The sequence below is a fragment of the Flavobacterium agrisoli genome, assembly GCF_016522065.1.
Classification (GTDB): Bacteria; Bacteroidota; Bacteroidia; order Flavobacteriales; family Flavobacteriaceae; genus Flavobacterium; species Flavobacterium agrisoli.
This window is the reverse complement of sequence record NZ_JAEHFV010000001.1, coordinates 380,740-405,315: the sequence shown is the minus strand read 5'-3', so window position 1 is coordinate 405,315 and position 24,576 is coordinate 380,740. Positions and strand designations below refer to the sequence as shown.

Here is a 24,576-nt window from a genome sequence, read left to right as displayed (position 1 = left end):
AAAATTCAAACTTTCTTCTAAATCATTATCCAGATTTGTACTATTCTTTTTAAAATAGTATCAAATGAAATCAAAAACATTCCTACTTTTTTCTTTTTTATTCCTAACGGTTTTTAAATTAGTTGCTCAACAAAAAACAATCACACTATCCGGAATACTAAAAGATAGCCATTCAAAAATTGCTGTTCCTTTTGCAAATGTTACACTGTCTTCTGAAAAGGACACTAAAATTTTCTTTGGAACCGTGACTAACGAAGAGGGTCGTTTTCTGTTTTCTGGTATAACCCCTGGAAAATACATTTTAAAAGCAAATATGATTGGTTTTAAAGAAAAACAGCAAGAAATATTTATAGGTATTCTTTCTGATTATTTAGACTTGGGAACCTTGCTAATTGATGAAGATGTAACTGCTTTATCAGAAGTTATGGTGAGTACCAAAAACCAGCAAAATCCGGTTTCAATGGACAAAAAAGTATTTGCTATGGCCGATAATATTACCCAAACGGGTGGTTCTCTTTTACAATCTATGCAGAATTTACCGGGTGTTACCGTTCAAGACGGAAAAGTGCAATTAAGAGGAAATGATAAAGTCATGATTCTGATTGATGGCAAACAAACTGCGCTAACCGGTTTTGGAAATCAGTCGGGTTTAGATAATATTCCGGCTTCGGCTATCGAAAAAATTGAAATTATCAACAATCCTTCCTCCAAATACGATGCCAACGGAAACGCAGGAATTATCAATATTATCTATAAAAAAACCAAGCAAGAAGGTATAAACGGTAAAATCGGAATTAGTTCGGGTTATGGTGCTTTATGGGAACGCAAAGAGAACCTTCCAAGCATTAGACCACAATATCAAATGACTCCGAAAATAAATCCTAGTTTTTCTTTAAATTATCGAAAAAATAAAATAAATACCTATTTACAAGCCGATTACCTGTATACCGAAACCCTTAACAAAAACGAATTTGTTACACGAACCTATCAAGATGGTACGATAATTAACCAGCAAACCAAACGAAATCGCGATACTCATTTTACCACTCTTAAAACCGGTATAGATTGGAACTTTAATGAACAAAATTCTTTTTCTTTTTCGGGACTTTTTGGTAGTGAAAAGATACTAGATAATGGTGATGAACCTTTTTTTAATGCAGATTTTTCACAGCGATTGCGTCTGTGGCAATTTTTAGAAGATGAACTCAAAACAACATTTATGGCAAGTGCTTCTTTTCAGCATAAATTCAGCCAAATTGGAAGAAAATTGAATGCCGGAATTAATTATACTTATCACAGAGAAGATGAAAAATACTTTTTTAAAAATACTATTGCAGAATCTTTTGGGGAAGATGCTTTTAAATTATTATCAGACGAAAAAGTAGTCGATTTGAATATGGATTATGTACAACCTTTACAATACGGCCGTTTTGAAACTGGAATTAAGTTTAGAAACCGTCAAATTCCGACAAACATGCAGTTTTTCCCAGGAGAAAATTCGCCAATTGATGCCAATGCAGGAGGTTGGGCAACATATAAAGAAATTATCCCAGCAGTGTATGGAAGTTACATTTATGAAACGGAAAAAATAGAAGCCGAAATTGGTCTTCGTTATGAATACGTTAATTTAAATTATGAGGTTAACCCAAATCATCCAACTTATACAAGCAATGGATATCATTACACCGAACCTTTTCCGAGCGTTAAATTAGCTTACAAACTCAATGAACAAAATAAATTTACGGCTTTTTATAACCGACGTGTAGACAGGCCCAATGAAGTTGATATTCGAATTTTCCCTAAATATGATGATGCCGAAATTATTAAAGTCGGAAATCCCGCGTTGCAACCACAATTTACCTCGGCTTTTGAAGTGGGTTACAAAACCGATTTTGAAAAAGGTTATTTAATGGGTTCCCTTTATTATCGGGTTATAAATGGTACCATTACACGAATTGCTACCACAGTTCCCGGAAGCGCTATTATTTATAATGTTTTTCAAAATGCGAAGGAAAGTTCTTCTTTCGGAATTGAATTGGTTTTTGCTAAAGAACTCAATTCGTGGTATTCCTTTAACCTAAATGGAAATTTGTATAAAAATACTATTGATGCTTTTACGGTTACTAATTTGTATCCAACCCCTTCTACTTTTAGTGCTAATCTTCAAGAAATCACTTCTGGAAATTTAAAATGGAACAATACTTTTTCGTTCTATAAAACCATTTCGGCACAGCTCTCTATGGTTTATTTAGCGCCCGATATAATTCCGCAAGGAAAAATTAAAGCTCGTTTTTATACTGATTTTGGAATTAAAAAATCAATTCAGAATGGGAAAGGAGAAGTGTTTTTAAATGCTACAGATCTTTTTAATACGTTAGTCATCAAAAAAGAAATTGCCGGAGAAGATTTCCGTTTTTCTTCCGAAGATTATTATGAAACACAAGTATTCCGTTTTGGTTATAGCTATAAATTTTGATTTCTTAATTAAAACCAAAATTCAAAATAAATTCAAAATTGGGTTGTAAAATTTGCACTTCTATAGTAATAAATGAATATGTATAAATTTTCTTCCGCCTACAGTAGATATACTTTATTGGCACAGTTTGTAATTTGGTTTTTGCTTCTTTCGCAATTTTTAAGAATTGGCTTTTTCATCTGGCAATTTGATGAAGTTTCATGGAATATTTTAGATGTTTTTAGAACGCTATTAACGGGGTTATTCTTTGATTTTGGAACCATTACCTTTATTTCCATTGGTAGTGTAGTGTATTATAGTTTATTGCCAAATAAATGGATTGGTTCTTTAATGGATAAAATTTTGGTTTATTTTTTTACAACGCTAACCATTTTTGTTCTTGTTTTTACTTTTTTTGCCGAATTGACATTTTGGGATGAATTTAAAGCACGATTTAATTTCATAGCCGTTGATTATTTAATTTATACTTATGAAGTTGTAGCTAATATTCAACAATCGTACCCACTACCTGTTTTAATTGGCGGAATAGCCGTTCTTACTTTTGCGTTTGTATATCTTTTTTACAAAACCCAAGCTTTTGCCAAAACGTTTGCTACTACTGCCACTTTAAAAACCAGATTGTCGGTTTTAGGCGCTACTATCATAATTGCTTTGTTCTTTGGTTTTTTCATCACTAATAATCAAGCAGAATGGTCTTCAAATCGGTATAATGCTGAAATTTCCAAATCGGGTATTTATTCCTTTTTTGCCGCTTTTAGAAACAACCAAATTAAATACGTTGATTTTTATACATCCACAGATAATGATAAAGCTTTTGATTGTATCCGGAAAAAGTTAGAGAATTCTAATACGGTTTATCTTAAAAAAGAGCATTCCATTCACAGAAAGATTACGTCTATTCAACCTTCTAATGCAAATAAAAATGTAGTGTTTATTTTGGTTGAAAGTTTAAGTGCCAGTTTTTTAAAAGAGTTTGGTAACGAAGAAAAGATTACACCATTTTTGGATAGTCTTGCTCAAAAAAGTATTTTTTTCGATGATTTATACGCCACCGGAAACAGAACCGTTAGAGGAATGGAAGCGGTTACGCTTTGTATACCACCAACTCCGGGACAAAGTATTGTAAAAAGACCTAACAACCAAAATTTATATACGGTTAGTAACGTGTTTAAATCACGAAACTACGATTGTAATTTTTTCTACGGAGGTGACGGCTATTTTGATAATATGAATGCCTATTTTGGTGGTAACGGTTTTGCGATTTATGACAGAGGAAGAGGAAGTGTTTTAAGCGATGAAATTAAAACGGTTCGACATAATATAACTGACAATGAAGTTACTTTTGAAAATGCTTGGGGAATTTGCGATGAAGATATTTTTAATAAAATGCTTAAAGTAGCCGATCTTCAGTATAAAACAGGTAAGCCATTTTTTAACTTTGTCATGACAACTTCCAATCACCGACCTTTTACGTATCCTTCTGGAAAAATTGATATTACATCTGGAACTAATAGGGAAGGAGCTGTAAAATATACTGACTTTGCCCTTAAAGAATTATTTAAGAAAGCAAAAACAAAACCTTGGTTCAAAAACACCGTTTTTGTTATTATTGCCGATCATTGTGCCAGTAGTGCTGGAAAAGATGAAATTGATGTAGCCAACTATCATATTCCAGCTTTTATTGTGAATTTACCCGAAAAAAGTAATCAAAAAATAACGAAACAATGTTCACAAATAGATCTTTGGCCTACTTTATTTGGTTTGTTTCATTGGAATTATGAGTCTGATTTTTTTGGGAAAAATGTTTTAGACCAAAATTATGAAGAACGTGCTTTAATGGGAACTTATCGAAAATTGGTATTGATGAAAAAGGAAAAAGTAATGATTTTATCAGATCAAAGAAAACAAGCTTTTTACGCTTGGAACAAAAATAACAATCGTTTAAAGGCCATACCAATGAATTCAACTTTTTTAAACGAAACTATTGCTTGGTACCAAACTGCCGATTTTCTTTTTACTAATAAACTGTTACAATAATGATGTACATTCATTTTATAATTAATCCCATTTCTGGAAGTGGAAAACATAATTTGTCGGCATCGTATATTAAAACTCAATTTCCGAACACTACTTATAAAATTGAAGTGGATTATACCCAACATAAAAAACACGCTTTACAATTAACAAAATCAGCTATTTTACAAAATCCCGATTGTATTATTGCCTGCGGAGGTGATGGAACTATTAACGAAGTGGCCTCCTCACTAGTGGGAACCAATATAAAATTAGGAATAATCCCGATAGGTTCAGGAAACGGACTAGCATCAAACTTACAAATTCCGAATAATTTTGAGAAAGCAATTTCAATTATAAAAAAAGGAAATTATAAAGCAATGGATGTAGGACAATTAAACGATAACTATTTTTTTAGCAATATGGGTATCGGTATTGATGCACTTATAATTAAAAAATACGAAAAAGCAGGTAAGCGAACGCTTTCGGCGTATATAAAAGCAACATTGTCGGCTGCTTTAGAATTCAAAACGTTTAAAACGAAAGTCTATTTTGACAATCAACATTTAGAAATCAATCCTCTTTTATTGTTTATATCGAATTCAAATGAGATGGGGTATAAAATGAGTCTAACCCCTAAAGCAAGCTTGTTCGACGGGTTTTTAGATATAATAATTGTTCCAAAACTTTCTTTTCTGGAAAAATTATTGTTAGGTTATCATGTTCTACGAAATTCGGTAGATAAATTTAAAAAAGCCAATCGAATTTTAATAAAAGATATTAGAATTGAAATGCCTTCAAAAATTTTTACTGATGTACAGTTGGATGGCGAACAATATAATTTGAAAACCAATCAATTATCAGTTCGCATATTAGCAAAATCATTACGGGTTTTGGTAGATTAACAGCCTTTTTCAGCATTACCTTTTAGAGTTTGCTAACCATAAAATTACTGAATATGCAGCCTAGATTTTAATTTTAAGAATAATAATCCAATTTTGTACGCATCTTCCGAAGAAGAATTTCGGTCACTAATCGGAATTTTATAAATTCCGCATAATTCGTTTAAAGAAAATTGCTTGTCGTTAATATCGTGTAATTTTCGATACATTACATCAATATCTAAAGCTTCGTTTTTTAAACGGCCACAATCCAATCGTTCTAAAGCAGCATTAATCATTTCTACATCAAAATGAACATGATGTCCTACAATGATGGCATTGCCGATATAATCAATTAGCAATTGAAGTGCATCGGGTTCAATTAACTTTTTCATTTTGCTTTCCACAATAAACTCGTTGGATAAGCCATTGTCATGCAAATATTTGTACTGAAGAATGACGGCCTCAAAATTATCTTCGATCATGATTACATTATTAACAATAGCAAATGACCCGATTGATAAAATAACGTCTTTTGAAGTGCTTAAACCCGATGTTTCTGTAGAAATTACCACATAACGATCGGATTTATGCTCAAATTTAGAAACGTATTCTTTCCAAAATTCGGGATGATCTTTGTTAATATTCTTAAGCCAATCAAACATATACTTATGAAAATTGCGTTAATTGAAATTTGCTTTTAATTAATTCTTCTAATTCTCGCATTGGAGCAAGGGCATTTTTTAATTTTTCACGATCTAGTTTTGAAAGATCTTTAATACTAATAAATTGTCCAGCATCATCGTTTTTAATTCCTTCCAAAGTACGGTATTTGGATAAAGTTAAAAATGCTTCGGCACAATTTAAATAAATATCGGCATTTTTCGTATCGGTGATCGCTAATTGCTTGAATCGCAAATAGGTATTATTGATTCCTTTGATGTCATTACTTAAAATTAACAAACGCGCTCCATCAATTAAAGGCATTAAAGCACGCGTTTTAATATCGAATTTGTCTTTGTTTTCGCCTTCTTCTTCCAAAACGAATTTCTTGAAAAAGGTTAGAGGCGAATTTTTCTTTAAAGCATCATTTCCTAAAAAGTCAAAAAACAAAGTGTTATTTTGAGCATTTTTGTAAATGATGTTTTCCAAGGCTTCTTCTATTTTAGGTTCACCAAAAACAATTTGGTAATCAAAGAAAATACTACTTAAATCATTACTACTTTCGCCTGGAGTATTCATCCAACTGTTGTATTGTTTGGTCCAATCGGTCAGGGATTTACACCACAACATATTACTTCCCATGTGACCATTCGGACAATATTCATAGCCTACTTTTTCTAAAATGCTGGTAGTTTTTTTAGCTAAATGCAAAAAGTAATCTTTAACATCTCGATATTTTTCGGCCGTAACATCTTCAAAAATCAAAATACTATCTTGATCGGTTAACAAAAGTTGTTCTTTACGACCTTGACTACCAATACTCAACCAAGCAAAGCGAGCAGGAGGTGAGCCTAAATCTAAAATAGAAAGCTCAACAGCACGTCGAATCAACGCCAGATTTATTTCGTTGGCAATATTGCTAATATGGGATATTGGAATGTTTTTTTGAATGGAATTTTGAATCAAATCACCCAAACGATCACGAATTTCTTTTAAGTCCTTTGGCACTTGCGAACGCTTGATTTCCTTGATTAAAACTCCAGGATTACTGGCTTGCGCTACAATTAAATCATGTTCGGATATAATTCCTTTTACCACCGATTTATTTGTTCCGTCTTTTGTCACACACAAATGTGTTACATCATGTTTTATCATTAACAATTGCGCTTCTGCTAAGGAAACATTTTCAAAAACAGTCACCACCGGCGAGGCCATAATAGTATCAACTGTAACGGTAATTGGAAAGCGTCCTGTTGCAATTTTAGTAGCCATATCAGCCTCCGTAATAATTCCGATTGGATTGTTATTTTCATCACAAACCAAAATATTATTTATAAGCGATTCCACCATCAAAAGTGCAGCTTCTTTAACCGTGGTGGTAATTGGAACGGTTATGGGCGAATTGTTGTAATTTAAGGATTGAATATATTGCATTTCAGATTGTGTATCCGAATAAAAAGCATTATCTGGAATTAATTTGCCTTTATAATTGGTTTCTTTAGTATGACGCGTGTTGGCAGCAAAACTTTCTAATAAAAAGTTCAAAACATCGGAATTATTGGCAACAAAAGGCCTAAAAACCGAAATCGGAATAGCGTAAAGAATAGATTCTTCACGAGCTTTGGCAGTCATGGTATAGTTGTTTTTGGCAAAAAACGGACGTAAACCAAAAATATCACCTGTATGGCATTTATTTAGCAATGTTTCTTCGGCATCGGCAATTATAGACAAATTGATTGTACCTTGAGCAACTACATAAAAACTATCATGAAGTACATCGTTATTTTTAAATAAAATAGCATGTTTTTCTAAATTTAATACACGAATTTTTGAAGCAATTTGAGATAATTCATGAAAAGTTAAATTATCAAATGGTGCGTATTCTTTTAAAAAATCTGCAATGTGCTCAGCAATAGTATTCATAAATATTTTTAAGTGATATAAAAATTGATTGTAAAAATAATAAATAAAACACTTACAAAAGTAGAACGAATAGATTTATCTGTGAAGCATTTCTATCAACAACAATTTAAATTAAAGATACTAATTAAATTGAGAAGTACAAGTTTGTTTGGAAAAAGTCTATTTTACATAATATAAATTATAGGTCAAATATAAATATCTATTATATATAAAAAAAACACCAAGATTTGGTGTTTTTACTAATCTGGAAAGCTTAAAATGTCTAATTGCTATAAACGGCCTTACCATCTACGTAAATTTCAATTTTGTTGCTTTTGTCCATAAATTGCGTTCTAACATATTTACCGTTAAAAATTCGAATATCACCGTAAACTTTACCCAAATCGGCTGTTTCATATTCGTATAACATTTTGGTGTTTCCTGGCTGAATTCCAATTTTATAGCTCGAAAATTTTGTACCTTTTAAATCGAATTCTTGTTTAGAATCAATTATATTTCCGTCGGCGTAGTAATTTGTAATAGAATTGTTTACAGTAATATCTGGATAAAATGAATTTACCTTTTTGATAAATTCTAACTGTTGCGCATTTACATTTTCGATTTTATTGACAATGGTTTGTGCGTACGAAAATGCAGTAAATAAACATAATGCAATAACTTTTTTCATAAATTTTGATTTAATTAATAATTCTTTGTTGTTAAATAGCTAATTTTTGTAAATATCAATAGCTAACATAGTATCAAGATAGCAAATATTTACCTTTGCAAGCCATAAATAACATTATTTTAATAAAATGTCAAAAAAACGACACTTCCAATTAATACTGATTTTAGGTGCTTTAACTGCTTTAGGTCCATTTTCAATTGATATGTATTTGCCCGGTTTTGAAGGAATTGCAACCGATTTAAACACTACTGTAGCTAAAGTTGCCATGAGTTTATCGAGCTATTTTATCGGAATTTCGTTTGGGCAGTTATTATACGGTCCGTTACTGGATCGTTTTGGTCGAAAAAAACCGCTATTTTGGGGATTGTTAGTTTATATATTGGCCTCTTTGGGTTGTGTGTATGTAACGAATATTGATTATTTTATCGCTTTGCGTTTCATTCAAGCCATCGGAAGTTGTGCCGCCACTGTGGCTTCGGTAGCTATGGTTCGCGACTTATTTCCTGTAAAAGAAATTCCTAAAGTATTTTCGTTATTAATGTTGGTGGTTGGACTATCGCCTATGTTGGCTCCAACTATTGGTGGATATGTCACAGCCGATTACGGTTGGCATACCGTTTTTATTATTTTGATGTGGATGGGAATTGTAATTTTATTGGCCTCGCAACTTTTTTTACCTGTTACATCGGAAGGAGATCCTTCTGTTTCATTGAAACCTAAACCTATTTTAAATAGTTTTTGGACGGTTTTAAAAGAACCACAATTTCATACATACGCTTTTACTGGAGCGATAGCTTTTTCAGGGCTTTTTACGTATGTAGCGGCTTCCCCTATCGTTTTTATGGATATTTTTAAAGTAGGTCCTAAAATTTACGGATGGATTTTTGCTTTTATGTCCGTAAGCTTTATAGGCGCTAGTCAGTTAAATTCTATATTATTAAGACGTTTTACAAGCGAACAACTCATTTTTAGAGCATTACTATGTCAAGTTTGCATTAGTATGCTTTTTTTAATTTTAGCTCTCAACCAACTTTTAAATTTGTATTCGACTGTAGCTATGTTATTTTTGTTTTTAGGATGTCTTGGTATCACAAATCCAAATACTGCCGGTTTAACAATGGCTCCTTTTACAAAAAATACCGGAATTGTATCGGCATTAATGGGAGCTATTCAACTTGGTTTAGGTGCTTTAGCCTCTTTTTTTGTGGGAGTTTTTGTGCACAATTCAATTACTCCTATGGTTGCTATCATGGTTACGAGTTCTGTGTTGGCATTTATCATTTTAAATATTGGAAGTCGGAAATTAAAGCAATAAAAAAAGCTGTTTTTATTAAAATAAAAAGAACAGCTTTTAAAATATTTTTTAGAGATATTAATTATCGCCAGGCAGTTTGATTTTTTTATCGGGCCTAATAATCATACGCAAAGATTGATCTTTAGCAAAATAAGCCACCATCCAATTGTAAAAGGTTTGCATTCGGTTTCGGTAAGTAATTAGCGAAAATAAGTGTACAAACAACCAAATGAACCAAGCAAAAAAGCCTTTAAAATGCATTTTAGGTTTTGGCAAATCAACAACTGCTTTATTTTTTCCAATAATGGCCATGGACCCCTTATCGTTATAAACAAATGGTCGCAGTGATTTGTTATCTTTCATTGCCTTAAAATTCTTCGATAAATTCTGTGCTTGTTGAATAGCAACTTGCGCTACTTGAGGATGTCCGTGAGGAAAATTTTCATCTCCAGCTAAAATACAAGTGTCACCAATAGCATAAATATTATCTAAACCATTCACTTTATTAAAAGCATCTGTTGCTAATCTTCGACCGCGACCGTAACTTTCGGTTGGAATTCCTTTGAAAATTTTTGCAGAAACTCCTGCTGCCCAAATTAAATTTTTGGTCGCAATAGTTTCTCCTCCTTCAAAATAAACCACATCATCAACATAATCGGTAACTTTAGCATTCAGTTTTACGACAACGCCTAGTTTCGTTACAGCTTCTAAGGTGTCCTGTTGAGATTCTTTACTCATCGGCGCCAACAGCGCATCGCCACCATCTACTAAATAAATATTACTCGCACTTGTTGCTAATTCGGGATATTCTTTTACCAAAATATTTTTACGCATTTCGGCAAACATTCCCGAAACTTCTACTCCAGTAGGCCCTCCTCCGGCCACCACAATGGTTAAGTATTTTCTTCTTTTACGAATATCTTTGCAAATGGCTGCTTTTTCCAAGTTTTTAAGCAAGGTGTTACGCATCACAATAGCATCATTGAGCGTTTTCATCGGAATAGCATTTTTCTGGACATTTTCCATTCCGAAATAATTTGTTTCGGCTCCGGTAGCAAAAACCAATTTGTCGTACGTTAGCTCACCATTGTTCAGAATAATTTTATTTTCTTCAGGAACCACTTCTAATAATTCGCCTAAACGGAATTGCAGGTTTTTTTTACCCGAAAAAAACTTTCTAAAAGGATAACTAATACTTGTAGGCTCTAAAAAAGCCGTAGCAACTTGATAAATTAAAGGGGGAAAAAAGTTGTAATTATTTTTATCGACTAAAACAACGTTTATATCTTTTTGATTTAGAAGATCTTTGGCCAGGTTAATTCCAGCAAAACCTCCTCCAATAATGACTATTCTCATATAAATCTTTTTGTATGATTTTGGGTAAAAATGAAGTCCTAAAATTACTATTTAAATTATCAAATGACGAAAATTGTAACTTATTTTTTATTTTTTTTAACAGGCTTTTCAGCAGGTTCTGGTTTCATTTGTAAGTACTGTTGCGCCAACAATTTTTCGATTAACTCTTCTTTCGTTAAATGGTGAAATATGCTTTTTACTTTTTGTTTTACAGCAATTTCAATTTCGTGATTCGGCTTGGTTTTGAAGATTTTTTTAGCCCATAAAATGGTATTATTGGCTTCGATACTGTTTCCAGAAGGCTTTTCAATTTTAGTAAAATGAAGGCCTAATTCTTTTTCAAAATCGGCAATTTCAACCTCTTCTTCAGGTTGTAAAATGGTCAGTGATAAACCCGTAGCTCCTGCCCTTGCAGTTCTTCCGCTTCGGTGAACGTAATTTTCATAGGTATCCGGCAAATGATAATTAATAACAAAAGAAACATCCGAAACATCAATTCCGCGCGAAGCCAAATCGGTAGCAACTAAAATCGAAATATGATTTTCTCTAAATTGCCCCATTATTCTATCACGAATTCCCTGTGTTAAACTGCCATGCAAAGCGCCCGATGAAAATCGGTTAATGGCTAAATTTTTAGCTAATTTGTTAACCGCAGCTTTGGTTTTACAAAAAATAATGGCCTTCTCCCCTTCTCTTGAATTTAAAAAATGCATCAATACATCTAGTTTTTCAATTGCCTCGACCACAATATATTGATGTTCTATTTGCTGATTCCCAACGGTTTCCATATCGGCCGAAATGGTAACTACATTTTTAAGCAAATAATTCTGAACCAATTGTTTGATAGCTCCCGATAAGGTTGCCGAAAACAAAAAAGTTCTTCGTTTTTTAGGCATTTCTGCAATTATTTCATCAATACTTTCTTTTAAAATAGCAATCATTTCATCGGCTTCGTCTAAAACAAGAAAAGAAGTTTTAGACAAGTCAATAGCTTTTCGCTGAATAAGATCAATTAGTCGACCGGGAGTTGCCACCACAATATGAGTGGCTTGTTTTAACTCTTGAATTTGAGGCTTTATTGAAGTTCCACCACATAAACTAATACTGTTTACTTCAGGTAGGTATTTTGAAAATGCAGTCAAATTAGAAAAAATCTGTTGTCCTAATTCTCGTGTAGGTGCTAAAATAACAGCTTGCACGTGATTTTCGTTGGTATTAATGAGTTGTAAAAGCGGTAAACCGAATGCGGCCGTTTTCCCTGTTCCGGTTTTGGCAAGTGCCACCACATCGGTTTCATTTTTAAGGAGTAACGGAATAGCTTGTTGCTGAATTTCGGTAGGCGAAACAATATCCAATTCGTTTAAAGATTGAAGTAATGAAGCTGAAATTCCTAATTTTTTAAAGGCTACTGACATTGTTTGCTTGTTTTTGAAATTCATTTGGGTAAAGGTACATCGTTAAATGCAAATTCCCACAAGAAGTCCTTTCTCTTGTGGGAATTGAAAACTATATTGACATGAAAATATTACTCTTCATCGGGTTCGTTCATGATTTTTTCGCGGTATTTTTTACCAATCAATAAGGTTAATTTTTGTTTGTAATCGTCAACAAGCCATTCGCGGTAATTTTTGCTGCACTGACTCAAACATTTTGAATATCGTTTAATACGGCAGTCAATATCGTCATCCAATTCTTTGGCTAACGTTTTTGCTTCTTGCAGTGTTTCGGTATTGTCTACGCACATATCAGCATGTTGGTCTAGCGATTTATCTAAAACAACTTTGGAACGTTCATTTTGTGCTATGGCCAATTTATGTTCTTCATCCACATCAAAAGTTACATCGGCGGTTTTGCTGAATTTAGCGCGCAATTCGGGCGGCATACTGTATTTAAAGAACATTTCGATTTCGGTATCGTCTCTCAAATTTTCCAGATAAAATTCGGGCGATTTGAATATGTGTTGCCAATTGACAGCATCACTCCACAAACCAAATCGAGCGGCATTATTACCCAAATCGATTACTGTAAATTCGTCTTTTCCAGGAAGTTTTCGAGAGCCACGGCCAATCATTTGAAAATAAAGAGTCAACGATTTTGTCGCACGATTTAAAATGATGGTTTCAACAGTAGGCTCATCAAAACCAGTTGTTAAAATTCCGACCGACGTTAAAATAGCATCTGGTGTTTTTTTAAACCACTGTAAAATTTCTTTCCGTTCTTCGTTACCACACGTATTATCCAAATGGCGAATATCATAACCGGCCTCTCTAAAAGTTTCATAAACATATAGCGAAGTATGAATACCATTATTGAAAATCAAGGTTTTTTTACCCAACGATTTTTCGGTGTAAGCATGCAACAATTTTTCTTGCATTACCGAATTGGTATACAAATCATCAGATGATTTTACGGTATAATCTCCGTTGATTCCCACTTTTAAAGAAGTCAATCCTACATCATAACTATAAGTAGTGGCTTTGGCTAAAAACCCTTTATCAATAAGGGATGCAATAGTATCTCCTACAATTAATTCATCGTAGCTTTGGTGCATCGGCAATTTGATGTTTGAACTCAAAGGTGTTGCGGTAACTCCTAAAATAAAAGCATTTTTAAAAGAAGTCAATAATTTACGGAAAGAGTTGTAATGCGCTTCATCAATAATGACTAAACCGATATGATCTAAATGTAATTTTTCGTCGTTTATACGATTTTTAAGCGTTTCCACCATCGCCACAAAGCACGAATATTCGTTTTGATCAGGTAATTCTTTTACTTTACTGTTGATAATTTTGTTTTTAACTCCAAAACCTTTTAGCATTTTTGAGGTTTGTTTGCACAACTCAATACGGTGTGTTAAAACCACCACTTTTTTGTCATTATTAGCTAAATAACGACGTACAATTTCTGAGAAAATTACTGTTTTTCCTCCACCAGTTGGCAATTGATACAACAAATGGTGTTTTTCTGGCGCGTTATCCAAGCGCTCAAAAATGGCATCAATATCCTTTTTTTGATAGGCGTATAATTCTTTTTTTTCTTCTTTTTCTATTTCTAAAATATGTTCAGACATTGCTTTTTATTGGTTTTTGCAAAAATACACCTAAAAAACAGTTATTCCTTGTGTTTTTACTTAAAATAAAAGAAAAAAATAGAAATGATTAAATTTTAATAAGAAAATTAGAGTATTGATTTATTGTAAACAGCTTCAAAATCAGCACTATTTTTCCATCGAAGTTGTTTTGTTTCGGTAACAATAGCTTGAATTCGTGGTTTAAATTCAGTCCAAATCCCGTTGGAAATACAAAAAGTAATTGCCTGTTCAAATGAATTTAACATGCTTTTGTAAAAAAGTTCTTGTTTTATGGTATTTTCTGAAGCATAAGTTTGAGCAATTTCGATAGCATATAACATAATATCGGCCGTTTTAAAAACATCTACTCCCAAAGTGATAAAGTGTTTGATGGTTTTTTGTGCCACCGAGCGACGCATTTTGGCTTTGCCCCTTCGGGTGACTTTTATCGGGAAATATTCGTTTGATATTTTTAGTTTAGCCTCCTGCAAAAGCGTTTCTTCTTTTGGATTAAAAACAAAATCATAAAAAACTTTTACCGGCGTAAATTTTTCATACAATTCAATAATTTGCTCCTGAAGCTGTTCCTGTGACAATTCTTTTAAATACTTTTTTAAATCGCGCTTACTCATAATCAAATGATAATAACCACAAAAGTAAATTGTTTGCCCGAGCATACCTAAAAAACCGCAGAGAATACTTAATTTTACGGCACAATTAAATTTTTATTTCAAATGCTAAAATTATTTAAAATAGTGGCTATCCTTGAGGGTATCTCTTACTTGGTTTTGTTTGCCAACATGCTTTTAATTAAACCCAATAATTTGGATTTATACCATAATTTATTATTCCCAATTGGCATGACGCACGGAATTTTATTTATCGGGTATGTGTTATTGGCTATTTTTTTAAAAGAAAGTCAAAAATGGACATTACCTGTTTTTGGTCTCATTTTATTGGCTTCTTTGTTACCATTTGGTACTTTTTATATCGAGCATAAATATTTAAAAAACGCATAATTTGTTAGAAAAACTTTTTAATTTTTTATACCCTGTATTTCGAGATTTAGGTATGAGTCGCATTTCGGCTTCTTACCTCAGTTTGGCTATTAATTTATTGGTATTATTTATTTTAGCCTATTCCATTTATTATATAGCCAAATTTGTTTTGGTAACCTTAACCGGAATTTTTGCATCGCGAACTAAAACAAAGTTTGATGATTACCTTATTCAAAATAAAACAGCTAAATATACGGCCTATTTAATTCCGTTTTTCTTTATTTATTACACCGTTCCCATCATTCTAAAAAAATACGATTATTGGCAATCGGCTTTCGAAAAAATTGTGGGTATTTACATTGTTTTGCTACTACTTTGGATTGTAAGAGCCATTTTTAATTCATTAAAAGATTATCTCAAACACAAACCAAAATACAGCGACAAACCTATCGATAGCTTTATTCAGGTTATCATGATTGTGCTTTGGATTTTTGGTATAACGGTTATTATTTCGAAATTATTTGGCATTAAACAATCGGAATTATTAACCATTTTAGGAACGCTTTCGGCTATAATCATTTTGATTTTTAGAGATACCATTTTAGGATTTGTATCAAGTGTACAAGTTTCTATTAACGATATGGTGCGCATTGGCGATTGGATAACGATGAATAAATTTGGTGCCGATGGTGATGTAATTGAAATTAATTTAACGACGGTAAAAGTTCAAAATTTTGATAATACCATCACGACAATTCCCACTTATGCGTTGAGTTCTGATTCTTTTCAGAATTGGAGAGGAATGCTTCGTTCGGATGGACGACGTATAAAAAGACACGTTTTAATAAAAAGCAGTAGCATTCGTTTTTTAACTGCAGAAGATATTGAACGACTGCAACAAATCGAACTGATAAAAGCCTATTTAGATACACGTCAAGCCGAAATTGATCGTTTTAACACCAATCGAAATTCGAATAAAGAAATTGCTATAAACGGTCGAAACCTTACCAATTTGGGCGTTTTTAGAAAATACATTTCCGAATACATGACCAACCAAAGCGGCATTAATGCCAATATGACCATGATGTGTCGCCAATTACAATCGACCGAATTTGGGGTTCCGCTAGAAATTTACGCTTTTGCCAACGACAAACGTTGGGTAAATTATGAATACATTATGTCGGATCTTTTTGACCATATTTTTGCCTCGATAACTTATTTTGATTTGGAAATTTTTGAAATGCCTTCCAAACTCGAAATTAAAAACAGTTATCCTAACAATTAAAAAAATCCACAAATTAGAACTACTTAATTTGTGGATTTTTTAATTTATAATCGGTCTTTTACAAATTCAATTTTTGTTTTTCCGTGCGCTTTAGGTTTTCCATTTTCATCTAAATTCACCATCACGGTTTCGTTAATGGTAATAATGGTTTCGCGTGTCATCATATTTCGAACTTCCGATTTTAAGGTTATCGAAGTAGTACCAAATTTAACAACGTCAATTCCGATTTCGATAATATCACCTTGTCGTGCCGAACTTCTAAAATTAATTTCCGACATGTGTTTGGTTACAATGCGCTGGTTTTCTAGCTGAATAATGCTATACAAAGCCAATTCCTCATCAATCCAAGCTAAAAGTTTACCGCCAAATAATGTTCCGTTCGGATTTAAATCTTCGGGTTTAACCCATTTTCTAGTATGAAATCGCATATTTTTATTTTAATTATTACAAAAATAAGGTTTTACTCTCAGTAATTTTATTTAATTTTAAAGAAAAACAATGGCAAATAGAGATTTATTTTTAAACGAATTTAGAGGCGAAACTTTAGGAACCGTAAACTCGCAATCTACCTCCGACGAAGCTTTTCAAAACCAAACACTTCGTCCCATCTTAAAACTTCAAAATGATTTACTAATTGCTGTTTTTATCAATTATGCGCATAAAAATAGACCCGATTTCTTTTCCTCTTCGGTAGAAAAAAAATTAATCACAATTGAAAATGCCATTCAAAAAGACATCAAATTTAGAAACTCATTAAAAGGAATTGTGATTGGTCTTTTTACGATTGAAGAATACCAAAATTACATTCAAAATTCTTCGAGTTTAAACAAAAGAATGATGAATTTGGTCATAGATCGATTAAAAAATCAGGTACAATTGTTTGAACTTGAAGCGAATTAAAAAGTTTTCTTAAAGCTTAAAATGACTCCTAAAAATATAATTATCTTTGTTTACGAAAAGTTATTTTAAGTTTTTCAAAATAATAGTAATAGTAAAGTATGCAAAACATTCCTAGTGTAGACTTACGTGATTTCCTTTCGGACGACCCGAAACGTAAACAAAAATTTGTAAATGAAATCGGCAGTGCATTTGAAAATATTGGCTTTGTAGCGCTAAAAGGACACTTTTTAGACGACGAACTGGTAAATGAATTGTATGGAGAAATTAGAAAATTCTTCTCATTACCTCTAGAAACAAAACACCAATACGAAATTCCAGGAATTGGCGGACAAAGAGGTTATGTCTCTTTTGGAAAAGAACATGCTAAAGGCAAAAAAGAGGGCGATTTAAAAGAGTTTTGGCATTTTGGACAATATGTAGATAACGATTCAAAATACGCCAATGAATATCCCGATAATGTCGAAGTGAAAGAATTACCACGCTTTAATGTTGTAGGAAAAGATGCCTATCAAAAACTTGAGAAAACGGGTGTTTATGTATTACGTGCCTTGGCTTTACATTTAGGATTAGACGAAAATTATTTTGATCAATATGCCAAAGATGGTAACTCGATTTTAAGACCTATCCACTACCCGCCTATTACTTCGGAGCCTGAAAATGCTATTCGTGCTGCGGCTCACGGAGATATCAATTTAATTACCTTGTTAATGGGAGCGCAAGGAAAAGGTTTACAGGTTCAAAACCACAACGGAGATTGGATTGACGCCATTGCTGCCGAGGATGAATTGGTAATTAATGTGGGCGATATGTTATCAAGACATACCAACAATAAACTAAAATCGACTATTCATCAGGTTGTGAATCCGCCAAGAGAATTATGGGGAACATCTCGTTACTCTATTCCTTTTTTTATGCATCCGGTGAGCGATATGAAATTGGATTGTTTGGCTAATTGTATCGACGACGAAAATCCGAAAAAGTTTACCGATATTACCGCAGGCGAATTTTTGTACGAGCGCTTGGTTGAGTTAGGTTTAATAAAGAACTAAATTTTAAAAACGAATACTTTAATTTTATTCCAAATTCCAAAATACAATACCTTGGAATTTGGAATTTAATTTTTGATAAACATTGTTAGTATGGATTTAAAAGACCAATTAAAAAACTTATTTCCAGATCACGAACCCGAACCAGAAGTTCTTGAAACTGAAGAATCTAAAGAACTTTGGATTCAAAAAGAACCCATGATTTGCAAATTTGAAAAACGAAAAGGCAAACCCACAACCATAATTGAAGGTTACACCGGAGATCAAGAAGATTTTAAGATTTTAGCCAAAGAAATTAAAACCAAACTAAGTGTTGGCGGAAGTTTTAAAGACGAATCAATAATAATTCAAGGTGATTATCGAGATAAAATTATGGATATTTTAAAGCAAAAAGGCTTTAAAGTAAAACGCGTTGGGGGATAATTTCGATTGTTAATAACTGAAAACTCTTTACCCTAAATAAACTTCGCAATTTTTCCTAGTTTAAAAACTCTAAACCATGATACAAGAATCTGAATTAATATTAAATCCCGACGGAAGCGTTTACCATTTGAATTTGCTTCCTGAAAACATTGCAACAGATATTATTTTTGTAGGAGATCAAAATCGAGTTGAAAAAATTACAGCCCTTTTTGATAGCATCGAATTTTGGACTCAAAAAAGAGAATTTAAAACACAAACCGGAACTTTTAAAGGCAAACGAATCACCGTGCTTTCTACAGGAATAGGACCTGATAACATCGATATTGTGATGAACGAATTGGATGCTTTAGTTAACATTGATTTAAAAACCAGAAAAATAAAAGAAGAAAAAACGGTACTAAATATTATCAGAATTGGCACCTCTGGTTCTCTTCAAGCCGATATTCCGGTGGATAGTTTTGTCCTTTCCAAATTCGGATTGGGTTTAGACAATATGCTTCGCTCCTATGTTATTGATGAAATTACCAATACCGCTCTGGAAGAAGCATTTTTTAACGATTCGAATTGGGACATCAAAAAAGGAAAACCCTATGCAATTGCCTGTTCTGAAATTTTAGAGAAAAAAATAGAAAGTGATCAAATTTTTAAAGGAATAACCGCTACATCTGGCGGATTTTATGGACCACAAGGTCGAATTTTACGTTTGCATATTCAAGATGATAAATTGAATAGCAAAATGGATAATTTTGAATTTAACGGAAATAAAATAACCAATTTAGAAATGGAAACAGCCGCTATTTATGGTCTTTCGGCACTTTTAGGCCACGAGGCGCTTTCGTTAAATGCCATTATTGCCAATAGAGCTACCGGTACTTTTAGCAATGATCCTTACCAAGCAGTCGATGAATTGATTGCGTATACTTTAAATAAATTAGCAGAATAAAATTTCAAAAATACTATGACCACAGTAAATATAGCCGGAGTTCCAGAACATTTTAATTTTCCTTGGCAACTAGGTATTGAAAATAATAAATTTCAATTGCAAAATATTGATTTAAAATGGACTTCAGTGCCAGAAGGAACCGGGAAGTTATGCGAAATGTTACGCAAAGGCGAAACCGATATGGCCGTTATTTTAACAGAAGGAATCATTAAAGATATTGTTGCAGGAAATTTGAGTAAAATAGTTCAAATTTACGTTAAATCTCCTTTAATTTGGGGCATTCATGTGGCTGCAAATTCTAATTTTCATACTTTAGAAGATTTAAAAAACGCTAAAGTTGCTATTTCTAGAATAGGTTCTGGTTCCCAATTAATGGCTTACGTAAATGCTAATAATGAAGGTTGGCCAACAGCTAATCTCCAATTTGAAATCATCAACACCATTGATGGTGCGGTTGAAGCACTCACCAACCAACAAGCTGATTATTTTATGTGGGAACATTTTATGACTAAACCTTTAGTTGATAAAGGTATTTTTAGAAGATTAGGTGATTGTCCTACGCCTTGGCCTAGTTTTGTTATTGCAGTTCGTGATGAATTTTTAAAAACAAATCACGATGCGGTTTCAAAAACGCTAGAAATCATCAATAATATCTCAAAAGATTTTAAAAATATACCCGAAATTGACGCCACATTAGCGCAAAAATTCAATCAAAAACAAGAAGATATTCAGGCTTGGCTTGAAATAACCGAATGGTCGCAACAAAATATAAGCGAAAACGAATTCTTCAAAATCCAAATCCAATTGTTGAAGCTAGGTATTATTGATAAAAAAAGTAATTTTGAAGAAATTATAAAAGCAGTATAAACTTGCTTTGTAACATAATATGATTGCAAACACAAAAATTGATTTTCAAAAAATAAAAACCAAGTTGCGGGTAAAGTCGCCTTGGGATCGAATCATTATTTTGTGTTTAAGCATTTTAATTACTCTTCCGGTATTTATCATTTTACATCAAAATTTGATTGAACTTAATTGGGCATTTCAATTGGATCGAATTTTGCTTTTTTTAGTCGTATCCGCCACAATTTATTTTCTTCTATATCAATTACGAACCATTATTATTATTTGTGTCGTGTTGTATTTACTGGTTTTGTTTTATGGTACTGTTATTGGAAATTACGGATTTAATCAGGTTTATCAAGATTACGATTCGATGATTTACACTATGACGTATAATCCTTATCCTCAAGATATTATTGTTTCTAAATTGCTTCCGTTTCCGAATAAATCGTCTATTTTACAAGCTATTGAATATCAAAATCCGAAAGTCCGCAATTTTGCCATTATGGCAACTTCAAAACATTTTAAATCGGTAAAAGGTTATTCCGAATACCGAACTTTAATTCAGTGTTTTGCTGTTTTTAAAGAAATTAACAGTCGTTGGAATTACGTAAATGATCCAAAAGATGGGGATTATATTGCCACAGCCAGTGAGTCTTTAAGGTATTTTTCGGGAGATTGCGATGATCATTCTATATTAATGGCTGCTGCAATTCGTTCAATTGGCGGTACTCCCCGACTTATTCATACGAAAGGACATATTTATCCTGAAATTTTTATCGGTACGTCAAAAGACTTAGAAGCAATCAATTATTTAATTAAAAATAAGTTATTTGTAAAAGAAAGTTTCGGTAAACCGCTCCATTATCATATAGATGAACGCGATCAAATTTGGTTAAATTTAGATTATACAGCTAAATATCCAGGTGGACCATTTATGTCCGAAGAAATTCTGGGAGCCTTAACCTTGAATTAGTTACATTTGATTATTCAAAATTTTATTAAATTTGTAGTTTTTTTACTATACAAATATATACGCCTTATGAAAAGTTTAAATTTACACGCCCACTTAAAAGAACATTTCGGATTTGAAAAATTTCGTCCCAATCAAGAAGAAATTATCAATGCCATTTTATCTCAAAACGACGTTTTGGCCATTATGCCCACAGGAGGCGGAAAATCCATTTGTTTTCAACTTCCCGCTTTGATTCTGCCCGGAATCACAATTGTAATTTCGCCCTTAATTGCCTTGATGAAAGATCAAGTCGACAGTTTAAAGGCCAACGGAATTGCAGCTTGTTACATTAACAGCACGCAAACTAACGATGAACAACAGCAACATATTGAAGGACTTACAAACAATTCCGTTAAAATTGTATATGTGGCACCCGAGAGTTTGTCTTATTTAGAAAATGCTTTTAATTCGATACAAATTAGTCTTATCGCTATTGATGAAGCACATTGTATTTCATCTTGGGGGCATGATTTTCGCCCTGCTTATACCAATTTGGGTTATTTAAAGAATCGATTTCCGTCGACTCCAATTTTAGCCTTGACTGCTACTGCCGACAAAGCGACCCGAACTGATATTGCGGAACAACTTAATTTACAAAATCCTAACGTTTTTGTGGCTTCTTTTGATCGAAAAAATCTAAGTTTAGAAGTACGTCCTGCTATCGACCGAGTTAAAAAAATTGTTGAGTTTATTGAGAATAAGCCCAACGAGGCCGGAATTATTTATTGTTTGAGTCGCAAAACAACCGAAGAACTTTCGCAAAAATTACAAGAAAAAGGAATTAATGCCAAAGCCTATCATGCTGGACTAAACCCTGCCGTTCGGGCCAAAACGCAAGATGAATTTATTAACGATGATTGTTTGGTGATTTGTGCTACGATTGCCTTCGGAATGGGAATTGATAAATCAAATGTTCGTTGGGTAATTCATTACAATTTACCTAAAAACATCGAAGGATATTACCAAGAAATTGGTCGGGCGGGTCGTGATGGACTCCCATCTGAAACTATTTTGTTTGAAAGTTATGCGGATGTAATTCAATTACAAAAATTTGCTTCTGAAGGATTAAACGCTGAATTGCAATTAGCAAAATTAGAACGTATGAAACAATATGCGGATGCGCAAAGTTGCCGACGAAAAATTCTCCTTTCTTATTTTGGTGAACTGGTAACCGAAAATTGCGGTAATTGTGATATTTGCAAAAATCCGCCCACTTTTTTCGACGGAACAATTGTGGCTCAAAAAGCATTATCAGCCGTAACGCGACTACAACAAAAAGAAACTCTGCCTGTTATTGTTGATTTTCTAAGAGGTTCTAAAAATGCTACAATTTATAATAATCAGTATCAAGAATTAAAAACCTACGGAATTGGTGCCGATATTTCCTGGTTTGATTGGAGTCAATATATTATCCAACTCATCAATTTAGGCTATTTAGAAATTGCTTTTCATCAAAATAATCGTCTTTTATTAACGCCATTGGCTAAAAAAGTTCTATTTGAAAACGAAAAAGTGCAACTTTCAAAGGTTATTAAAAAAGAAATTGAAAAAGTGGTGCCAACCGAAAAGAAAACAAAATCGAATCCTAGTTCGCTTTTTGAAATTTTAAGAAAATTGCGATATGATATTGCAAAAGAAGAAAATATTCCTGCTTATGTTGTTTTTAATGATGCTACTTTAAAACAAATTGAGGCCGAAAGACCCATGAGTGATGCAGAGTTTCTAAACATTGATGGTGTGGGAAAAGCCAAACTCGAAAAATACGGATCGGTATTTATTGAGGCAATTATCACTTTTCAAAATAACAAAAAAGAGCGAAAGAAAAAAGAAGGGAGTACGTATAAAGAAACCTTACTATTACTACAATCAGGGCTAAATTTTGAAGAAATTGCCGCAAAAAGAAATTTGGGATTGGGAACTATAATTTCGCATCTAGCCAAATTATATATCGATGGACATGACATCGATTTTAGCTCTTATATTTCTGAAGAAGAAACTTCAAAAATTGCAGCAGCCAAATTGAAACTAGAATCGCCGAGCGCTTTGAAACCGTATTATGATTATTTTGAAGAGCAAATAGCTTATGATAAAATTAGGATTGGTTTGGCGGTACTTGAAAAGAAAATGCAAAATAATTCTCTTACAATTTAAATTGTAAGGTGCAAATAAAATAAAACCCGAATGAAACAATTTTGTCTGATTCGGGTTTATTTTTTACTTATAAATAGCGTTCCTGAAAAACGTTTTGATGGTGTTTTAAATGCCCAATAATTAAAAATCCTATGGCCCTTACCGAAATAGATTGATCTGAAGCTACTCCCATTCGAATTAATTGTTCTTCTGAAAAACTTTTAAATAACAATACATTAGAATGACGAACTGCCGAAAATTCGGTTAATAATTCTTGAAGTCCCCTCCTATTGGCATCTGTGTTTATCACATAATCGTTTTGCTCAAATCCAGGTAATGGAGTTTGATCATTTCTAGAAATTCGCAATGCACGATACGCAAATATTCTTTCGCTATCGATAATATGCTGAATAATTTCTTTTATAGTCCATTTTCCTTCGGCATATCGATAATCAAATTTGTCCATTGGAATATTTTGGACAAATTTGATAAAATCGTGTAAACTAATTTCCAATTCTTCTAGTAAATCAACATTTTCAATTGCTTTGATATAAGTGGCATGAAATGCAGAATATTCATTTACGGGCAATTGATTGGAATTCATATTATTTATTTTTACTTGTTTACGAACAAACGAAATGTATTAGACC

General features: G+C 32.8%; 22 protein-coding genes. 13 read left to right on the top strand and 9 right to left on the bottom strand.

What is annotated here, in order from left to right:
* Positions 1-64 precede the first annotated feature (64 nt).
* The 3 genes from I5M07_RS01640 (at position 65) to I5M07_RS01630 (ending at position 5,394) form a co-directional block, all read left to right on the top strand.
* Positions 65-2,476, top strand: a complete 2,412-nt coding sequence (locus tag I5M07_RS01640) for an outer membrane beta-barrel family protein (protein WP_200104450.1) — start codon at positions 65-67, stop codon at positions 2,474-2,476.
* Between the two features lie 78 nt (positions 2,477-2,554).
* The gene (locus tag I5M07_RS01635; RefSeq protein WP_200104449.1) at positions 2,555-4,513 is read left to right on the top strand and encodes an LTA synthase family protein; all 1,959 of its coding nucleotides are present in this window, start codon (positions 2,555-2,557) and stop codon (positions 4,511-4,513) included.
* On the top strand, positions 4,513-5,394 hold the full coding sequence (locus I5M07_RS01630; protein WP_200104448.1) for a diacylglycerol/lipid kinase family protein: 882 nt from the start codon (positions 4,513-4,515) through the stop codon (positions 5,392-5,394). Before I5M07_RS01635 ends, I5M07_RS01630 begins: the two co-directional genes overlap by 1 nt.
* Before the next feature lie 44 nt (positions 5,395-5,438).
* Here I5M07_RS01630 and I5M07_RS01625 read toward each other — a convergent pair whose 3' ends face one another.
* The 3 genes from I5M07_RS01625 to I5M07_RS01615 all read right to left on the bottom strand — a co-directional run bounded on the left by I5M07_RS01625 (position 5,439) and on the right by I5M07_RS01615 (position 8,623).
* Positions 5,439-6,035 carry a 3'-5' exonuclease gene (locus tag I5M07_RS01625; RefSeq protein ID WP_200104447.1) on the bottom strand — a complete coding sequence of 199 codons (597 nt, stop codon included), beginning with the start codon at positions 6,033-6,035 and terminating at the stop codon, positions 5,439-5,441.
* Between the two features lie 4 nt (positions 6,036-6,039).
* Complete coding sequence (locus tag I5M07_RS01620) at positions 6,040-7,956, bottom strand: DUF294 nucleotidyltransferase-like domain-containing protein (RefSeq protein WP_200104446.1); 1,917 nt, start codon at positions 7,954-7,956, stop codon at positions 6,040-6,042.
* A 262-nt stretch (positions 7,957-8,218) separates the two neighbouring features.
* Positions 8,219-8,623: a hypothetical protein gene (locus I5M07_RS01615; protein ID WP_200104445.1), complete on the bottom strand. Its 405-nt coding sequence runs from the start codon at positions 8,621-8,623 to the stop codon at positions 8,219-8,221.
* Positions 8,624-8,750: 127 nt separating this feature from the next.
* Between I5M07_RS01615 and I5M07_RS01610 the strand changes: the two genes are divergently transcribed.
* Positions 8,751-9,938, top strand: a complete 1,188-nt coding sequence (locus I5M07_RS01610) for a multidrug effflux MFS transporter (RefSeq protein WP_200104444.1) — start codon at positions 8,751-8,753, stop codon at positions 9,936-9,938.
* A 57-nt stretch (positions 9,939-9,995) separates the two neighbouring features.
* Here I5M07_RS01610 and I5M07_RS01605 read toward each other — a convergent pair whose 3' ends face one another.
* The 4 genes from I5M07_RS01605 to I5M07_RS01590 form a co-directional block, all read right to left on the bottom strand.
* On the bottom strand, positions 9,996-11,273 hold the full coding sequence (locus I5M07_RS01605; RefSeq protein WP_200104443.1) for an NAD(P)/FAD-dependent oxidoreductase: 1,278 nt from the start codon (positions 11,271-11,273) through the stop codon (positions 9,996-9,998).
* A gap of 80 nt (positions 11,274-11,353) precedes the next feature.
* On the bottom strand, positions 11,354-12,688 hold the full coding sequence (locus I5M07_RS01600; protein WP_200104442.1) for a DEAD/DEAH box helicase: 1,335 nt from the start codon (positions 12,686-12,688) through the stop codon (positions 11,354-11,356).
* Between the two features lie 110 nt (positions 12,689-12,798).
* Positions 12,799-14,343 (bottom strand): DEAD/DEAH box helicase, encoded by a 1,545-nt coding sequence (locus I5M07_RS01595; RefSeq protein WP_200104441.1) that lies wholly within the window; start codon positions 14,341-14,343, stop codon positions 12,799-12,801.
* Between the two features lie 107 nt (positions 14,344-14,450).
* Positions 14,451-14,975, bottom strand: coding sequence for a DUF6155 family protein (locus I5M07_RS01590; RefSeq protein WP_200104440.1), 525 nt, complete (start codon positions 14,973-14,975; stop codon positions 14,451-14,453).
* Positions 14,976-15,077: 102 nt separating this feature from the next.
* Here I5M07_RS01590 and I5M07_RS01585 point away from each other — a divergent pair, with 102 nt between their 5' ends.
* Both I5M07_RS01585 and I5M07_RS01580 read left to right on the top strand, forming a co-directional pair.
* Complete coding sequence (locus tag I5M07_RS01585) at positions 15,078-15,362, top strand: DUF3817 domain-containing protein (protein ID WP_200104439.1); 285 nt, start codon at positions 15,078-15,080, stop codon at positions 15,360-15,362.
* 52 nt (positions 15,363-15,414) lie between these two features.
* Complete coding sequence (locus I5M07_RS01580; protein WP_200105135.1) at positions 15,415-16,626, top strand: mechanosensitive ion channel family protein; 1,212 nt, start codon at positions 15,415-15,417, stop codon at positions 16,624-16,626.
* A gap of 44 nt (positions 16,627-16,670) precedes the next feature.
* Here I5M07_RS01580 and I5M07_RS01575 read toward each other — a convergent pair whose 3' ends face one another.
* Positions 16,671-17,054 (bottom strand): acyl-CoA thioesterase, encoded by a 384-nt coding sequence (locus I5M07_RS01575; protein ID WP_200104438.1) that lies wholly within the window; start codon positions 17,052-17,054, stop codon positions 16,671-16,673.
* A gap of 70 nt (positions 17,055-17,124) precedes the next feature.
* On the opposite strand from I5M07_RS01575, the gene I5M07_RS01570 reads away from it, so the two are divergent.
* From I5M07_RS01570 to recQ, 7 genes are all read left to right on the top strand, one after another.
* Entirely contained in the window at positions 17,125-17,526 is a 402-nt protein-coding gene (locus I5M07_RS01570) for a glyoxalase (RefSeq protein WP_200104437.1), read from the top strand.
* Between the two features lie 98 nt (positions 17,527-17,624).
* Entirely contained in the window at positions 17,625-18,575 is a 951-nt protein-coding gene (locus tag I5M07_RS01565) for an isopenicillin N synthase family dioxygenase (RefSeq protein ID WP_200104436.1), read from the top strand.
* Between the two features lie 90 nt (positions 18,576-18,665).
* Positions 18,666-18,995: a translation initiation factor gene (locus tag I5M07_RS01560; protein ID WP_200104435.1), complete on the top strand. Its 330-nt coding sequence runs from the start codon at positions 18,666-18,668 to the stop codon at positions 18,993-18,995.
* Between the two features lie 76 nt (positions 18,996-19,071).
* Positions 19,072-19,938 carry a nucleoside phosphorylase gene (locus I5M07_RS01555; RefSeq protein ID WP_200104434.1) on the top strand — a complete coding sequence of 289 codons (867 nt, stop codon included), beginning with the start codon at positions 19,072-19,074 and terminating at the stop codon, positions 19,936-19,938.
* A 15-nt stretch (positions 19,939-19,953) separates the two neighbouring features.
* Complete coding sequence (locus I5M07_RS01550; protein WP_200104433.1) at positions 19,954-20,805, top strand: substrate-binding domain-containing protein; 852 nt, start codon at positions 19,954-19,956, stop codon at positions 20,803-20,805.
* 19 nt (positions 20,806-20,824) lie between these two features.
* Positions 20,825-21,757: a transglutaminase gene (locus I5M07_RS01545; protein WP_200104432.1), complete on the top strand. Its 933-nt coding sequence runs from the start codon at positions 20,825-20,827 to the stop codon at positions 21,755-21,757.
* Positions 21,758-21,823: 66 nt separating this feature from the next.
* Entirely contained in the window at positions 21,824-23,947 is a 2,124-nt protein-coding gene (gene recQ / locus I5M07_RS01540) for a DNA helicase RecQ (protein ID WP_200104431.1), read from the top strand.
* A gap of 67 nt (positions 23,948-24,014) precedes the next feature.
* Here recQ and I5M07_RS01535 read toward each other — a convergent pair whose 3' ends face one another.
* The gene (locus I5M07_RS01535) at positions 24,015-24,530 is read right to left on the bottom strand and encodes a DinB family protein (protein ID WP_200104430.1); all 516 of its coding nucleotides are present in this window, start codon (positions 24,528-24,530) and stop codon (positions 24,015-24,017) included.
* Between the last annotated feature and the right edge of the window lie 46 nt (positions 24,531-24,576).

Bases quoted from the DNA above. Each gene is read 5' to 3' on its own strand.
- I5M07_RS01640 (WP_200104450.1), top strand. From the start codon at position 65: ATGAAATCAAAAACATTCCTACTTTTTTCTTTTTTATTCCTAACGGTT.
- I5M07_RS01635 (WP_200104449.1), top strand. From the start codon at position 2,555: ATGTATAAATTTTCTTCCGCCTACAGTAGATATACTTTATTGGCACAG.
- I5M07_RS01630 (WP_200104448.1), top strand. From the start codon at position 4,513: ATGATGTACATTCATTTTATAATTAATCCCATTTCTGGAAGTGGAAAA.
- I5M07_RS01625 (WP_200104447.1), bottom strand. From the start codon at position 6,035: ATGTTTGATTGGCTTAAGAATATTAACAAAGATCATCCCGAATTTTGG.
- I5M07_RS01620 (WP_200104446.1), bottom strand. From the start codon at position 7,956: ATGAATACTATTGCTGAGCACATTGCAGATTTTTTAAAAGAATACGCA.
- I5M07_RS01615 (WP_200104445.1), bottom strand. From the start codon at position 8,623: ATGAAAAAAGTTATTGCATTATGTTTATTTACTGCATTTTCGTACGCA.
- I5M07_RS01610 (WP_200104444.1), top strand. From the start codon at position 8,751: ATGTCAAAAAAACGACACTTCCAATTAATACTGATTTTAGGTGCTTTA.
- I5M07_RS01605 (WP_200104443.1), bottom strand. From the start codon at position 11,273: ATGAGAATAGTCATTATTGGAGGAGGTTTTGCTGGAATTAACCTGGCC.
- I5M07_RS01600 (WP_200104442.1), bottom strand. From the start codon at position 12,688: ATGTCAGTAGCCTTTAAAAAATTAGGAATTTCAGCTTCATTACTTCAA.
- I5M07_RS01595 (WP_200104441.1), bottom strand. From the start codon at position 14,343: ATGTCTGAACATATTTTAGAAATAGAAAAAGAAGAAAAAAAAGAATTA.
- I5M07_RS01590 (WP_200104440.1), bottom strand. From the start codon at position 14,975: ATGAGTAAGCGCGATTTAAAAAAGTATTTAAAAGAATTGTCACAGGAA.
- I5M07_RS01585 (WP_200104439.1), top strand. From the start codon at position 15,078: ATGCTAAAATTATTTAAAATAGTGGCTATCCTTGAGGGTATCTCTTAC.
- I5M07_RS01580 (WP_200105135.1), top strand. From the start codon at position 15,415: ATGAGTCGCATTTCGGCTTCTTACCTCAGTTTGGCTATTAATTTATTG.
- I5M07_RS01575 (WP_200104438.1), bottom strand. From the start codon at position 17,054: ATGCGATTTCATACTAGAAAATGGGTTAAACCCGAAGATTTAAATCCG.
- I5M07_RS01570 (WP_200104437.1), top strand. From the start codon at position 17,125: ATGGCAAATAGAGATTTATTTTTAAACGAATTTAGAGGCGAAACTTTA.
- I5M07_RS01565 (WP_200104436.1), top strand. From the start codon at position 17,625: ATGCAAAACATTCCTAGTGTAGACTTACGTGATTTCCTTTCGGACGAC.
- I5M07_RS01560 (WP_200104435.1), top strand. From the start codon at position 18,666: ATGGATTTAAAAGACCAATTAAAAAACTTATTTCCAGATCACGAACCC.
- I5M07_RS01555 (WP_200104434.1), top strand. From the start codon at position 19,072: ATGATACAAGAATCTGAATTAATATTAAATCCCGACGGAAGCGTTTAC.
- I5M07_RS01550 (WP_200104433.1), top strand. From the start codon at position 19,954: ATGACCACAGTAAATATAGCCGGAGTTCCAGAACATTTTAATTTTCCT.
- I5M07_RS01545 (WP_200104432.1), top strand. From the start codon at position 20,825: ATGATTGCAAACACAAAAATTGATTTTCAAAAAATAAAAACCAAGTTG.
- recQ (WP_200104431.1), top strand. From the start codon at position 21,824: ATGAAAAGTTTAAATTTACACGCCCACTTAAAAGAACATTTCGGATTT.
- I5M07_RS01535 (WP_200104430.1), bottom strand. From the start codon at position 24,530: ATGAATTCCAATCAATTGCCCGTAAATGAATATTCTGCATTTCATGCC.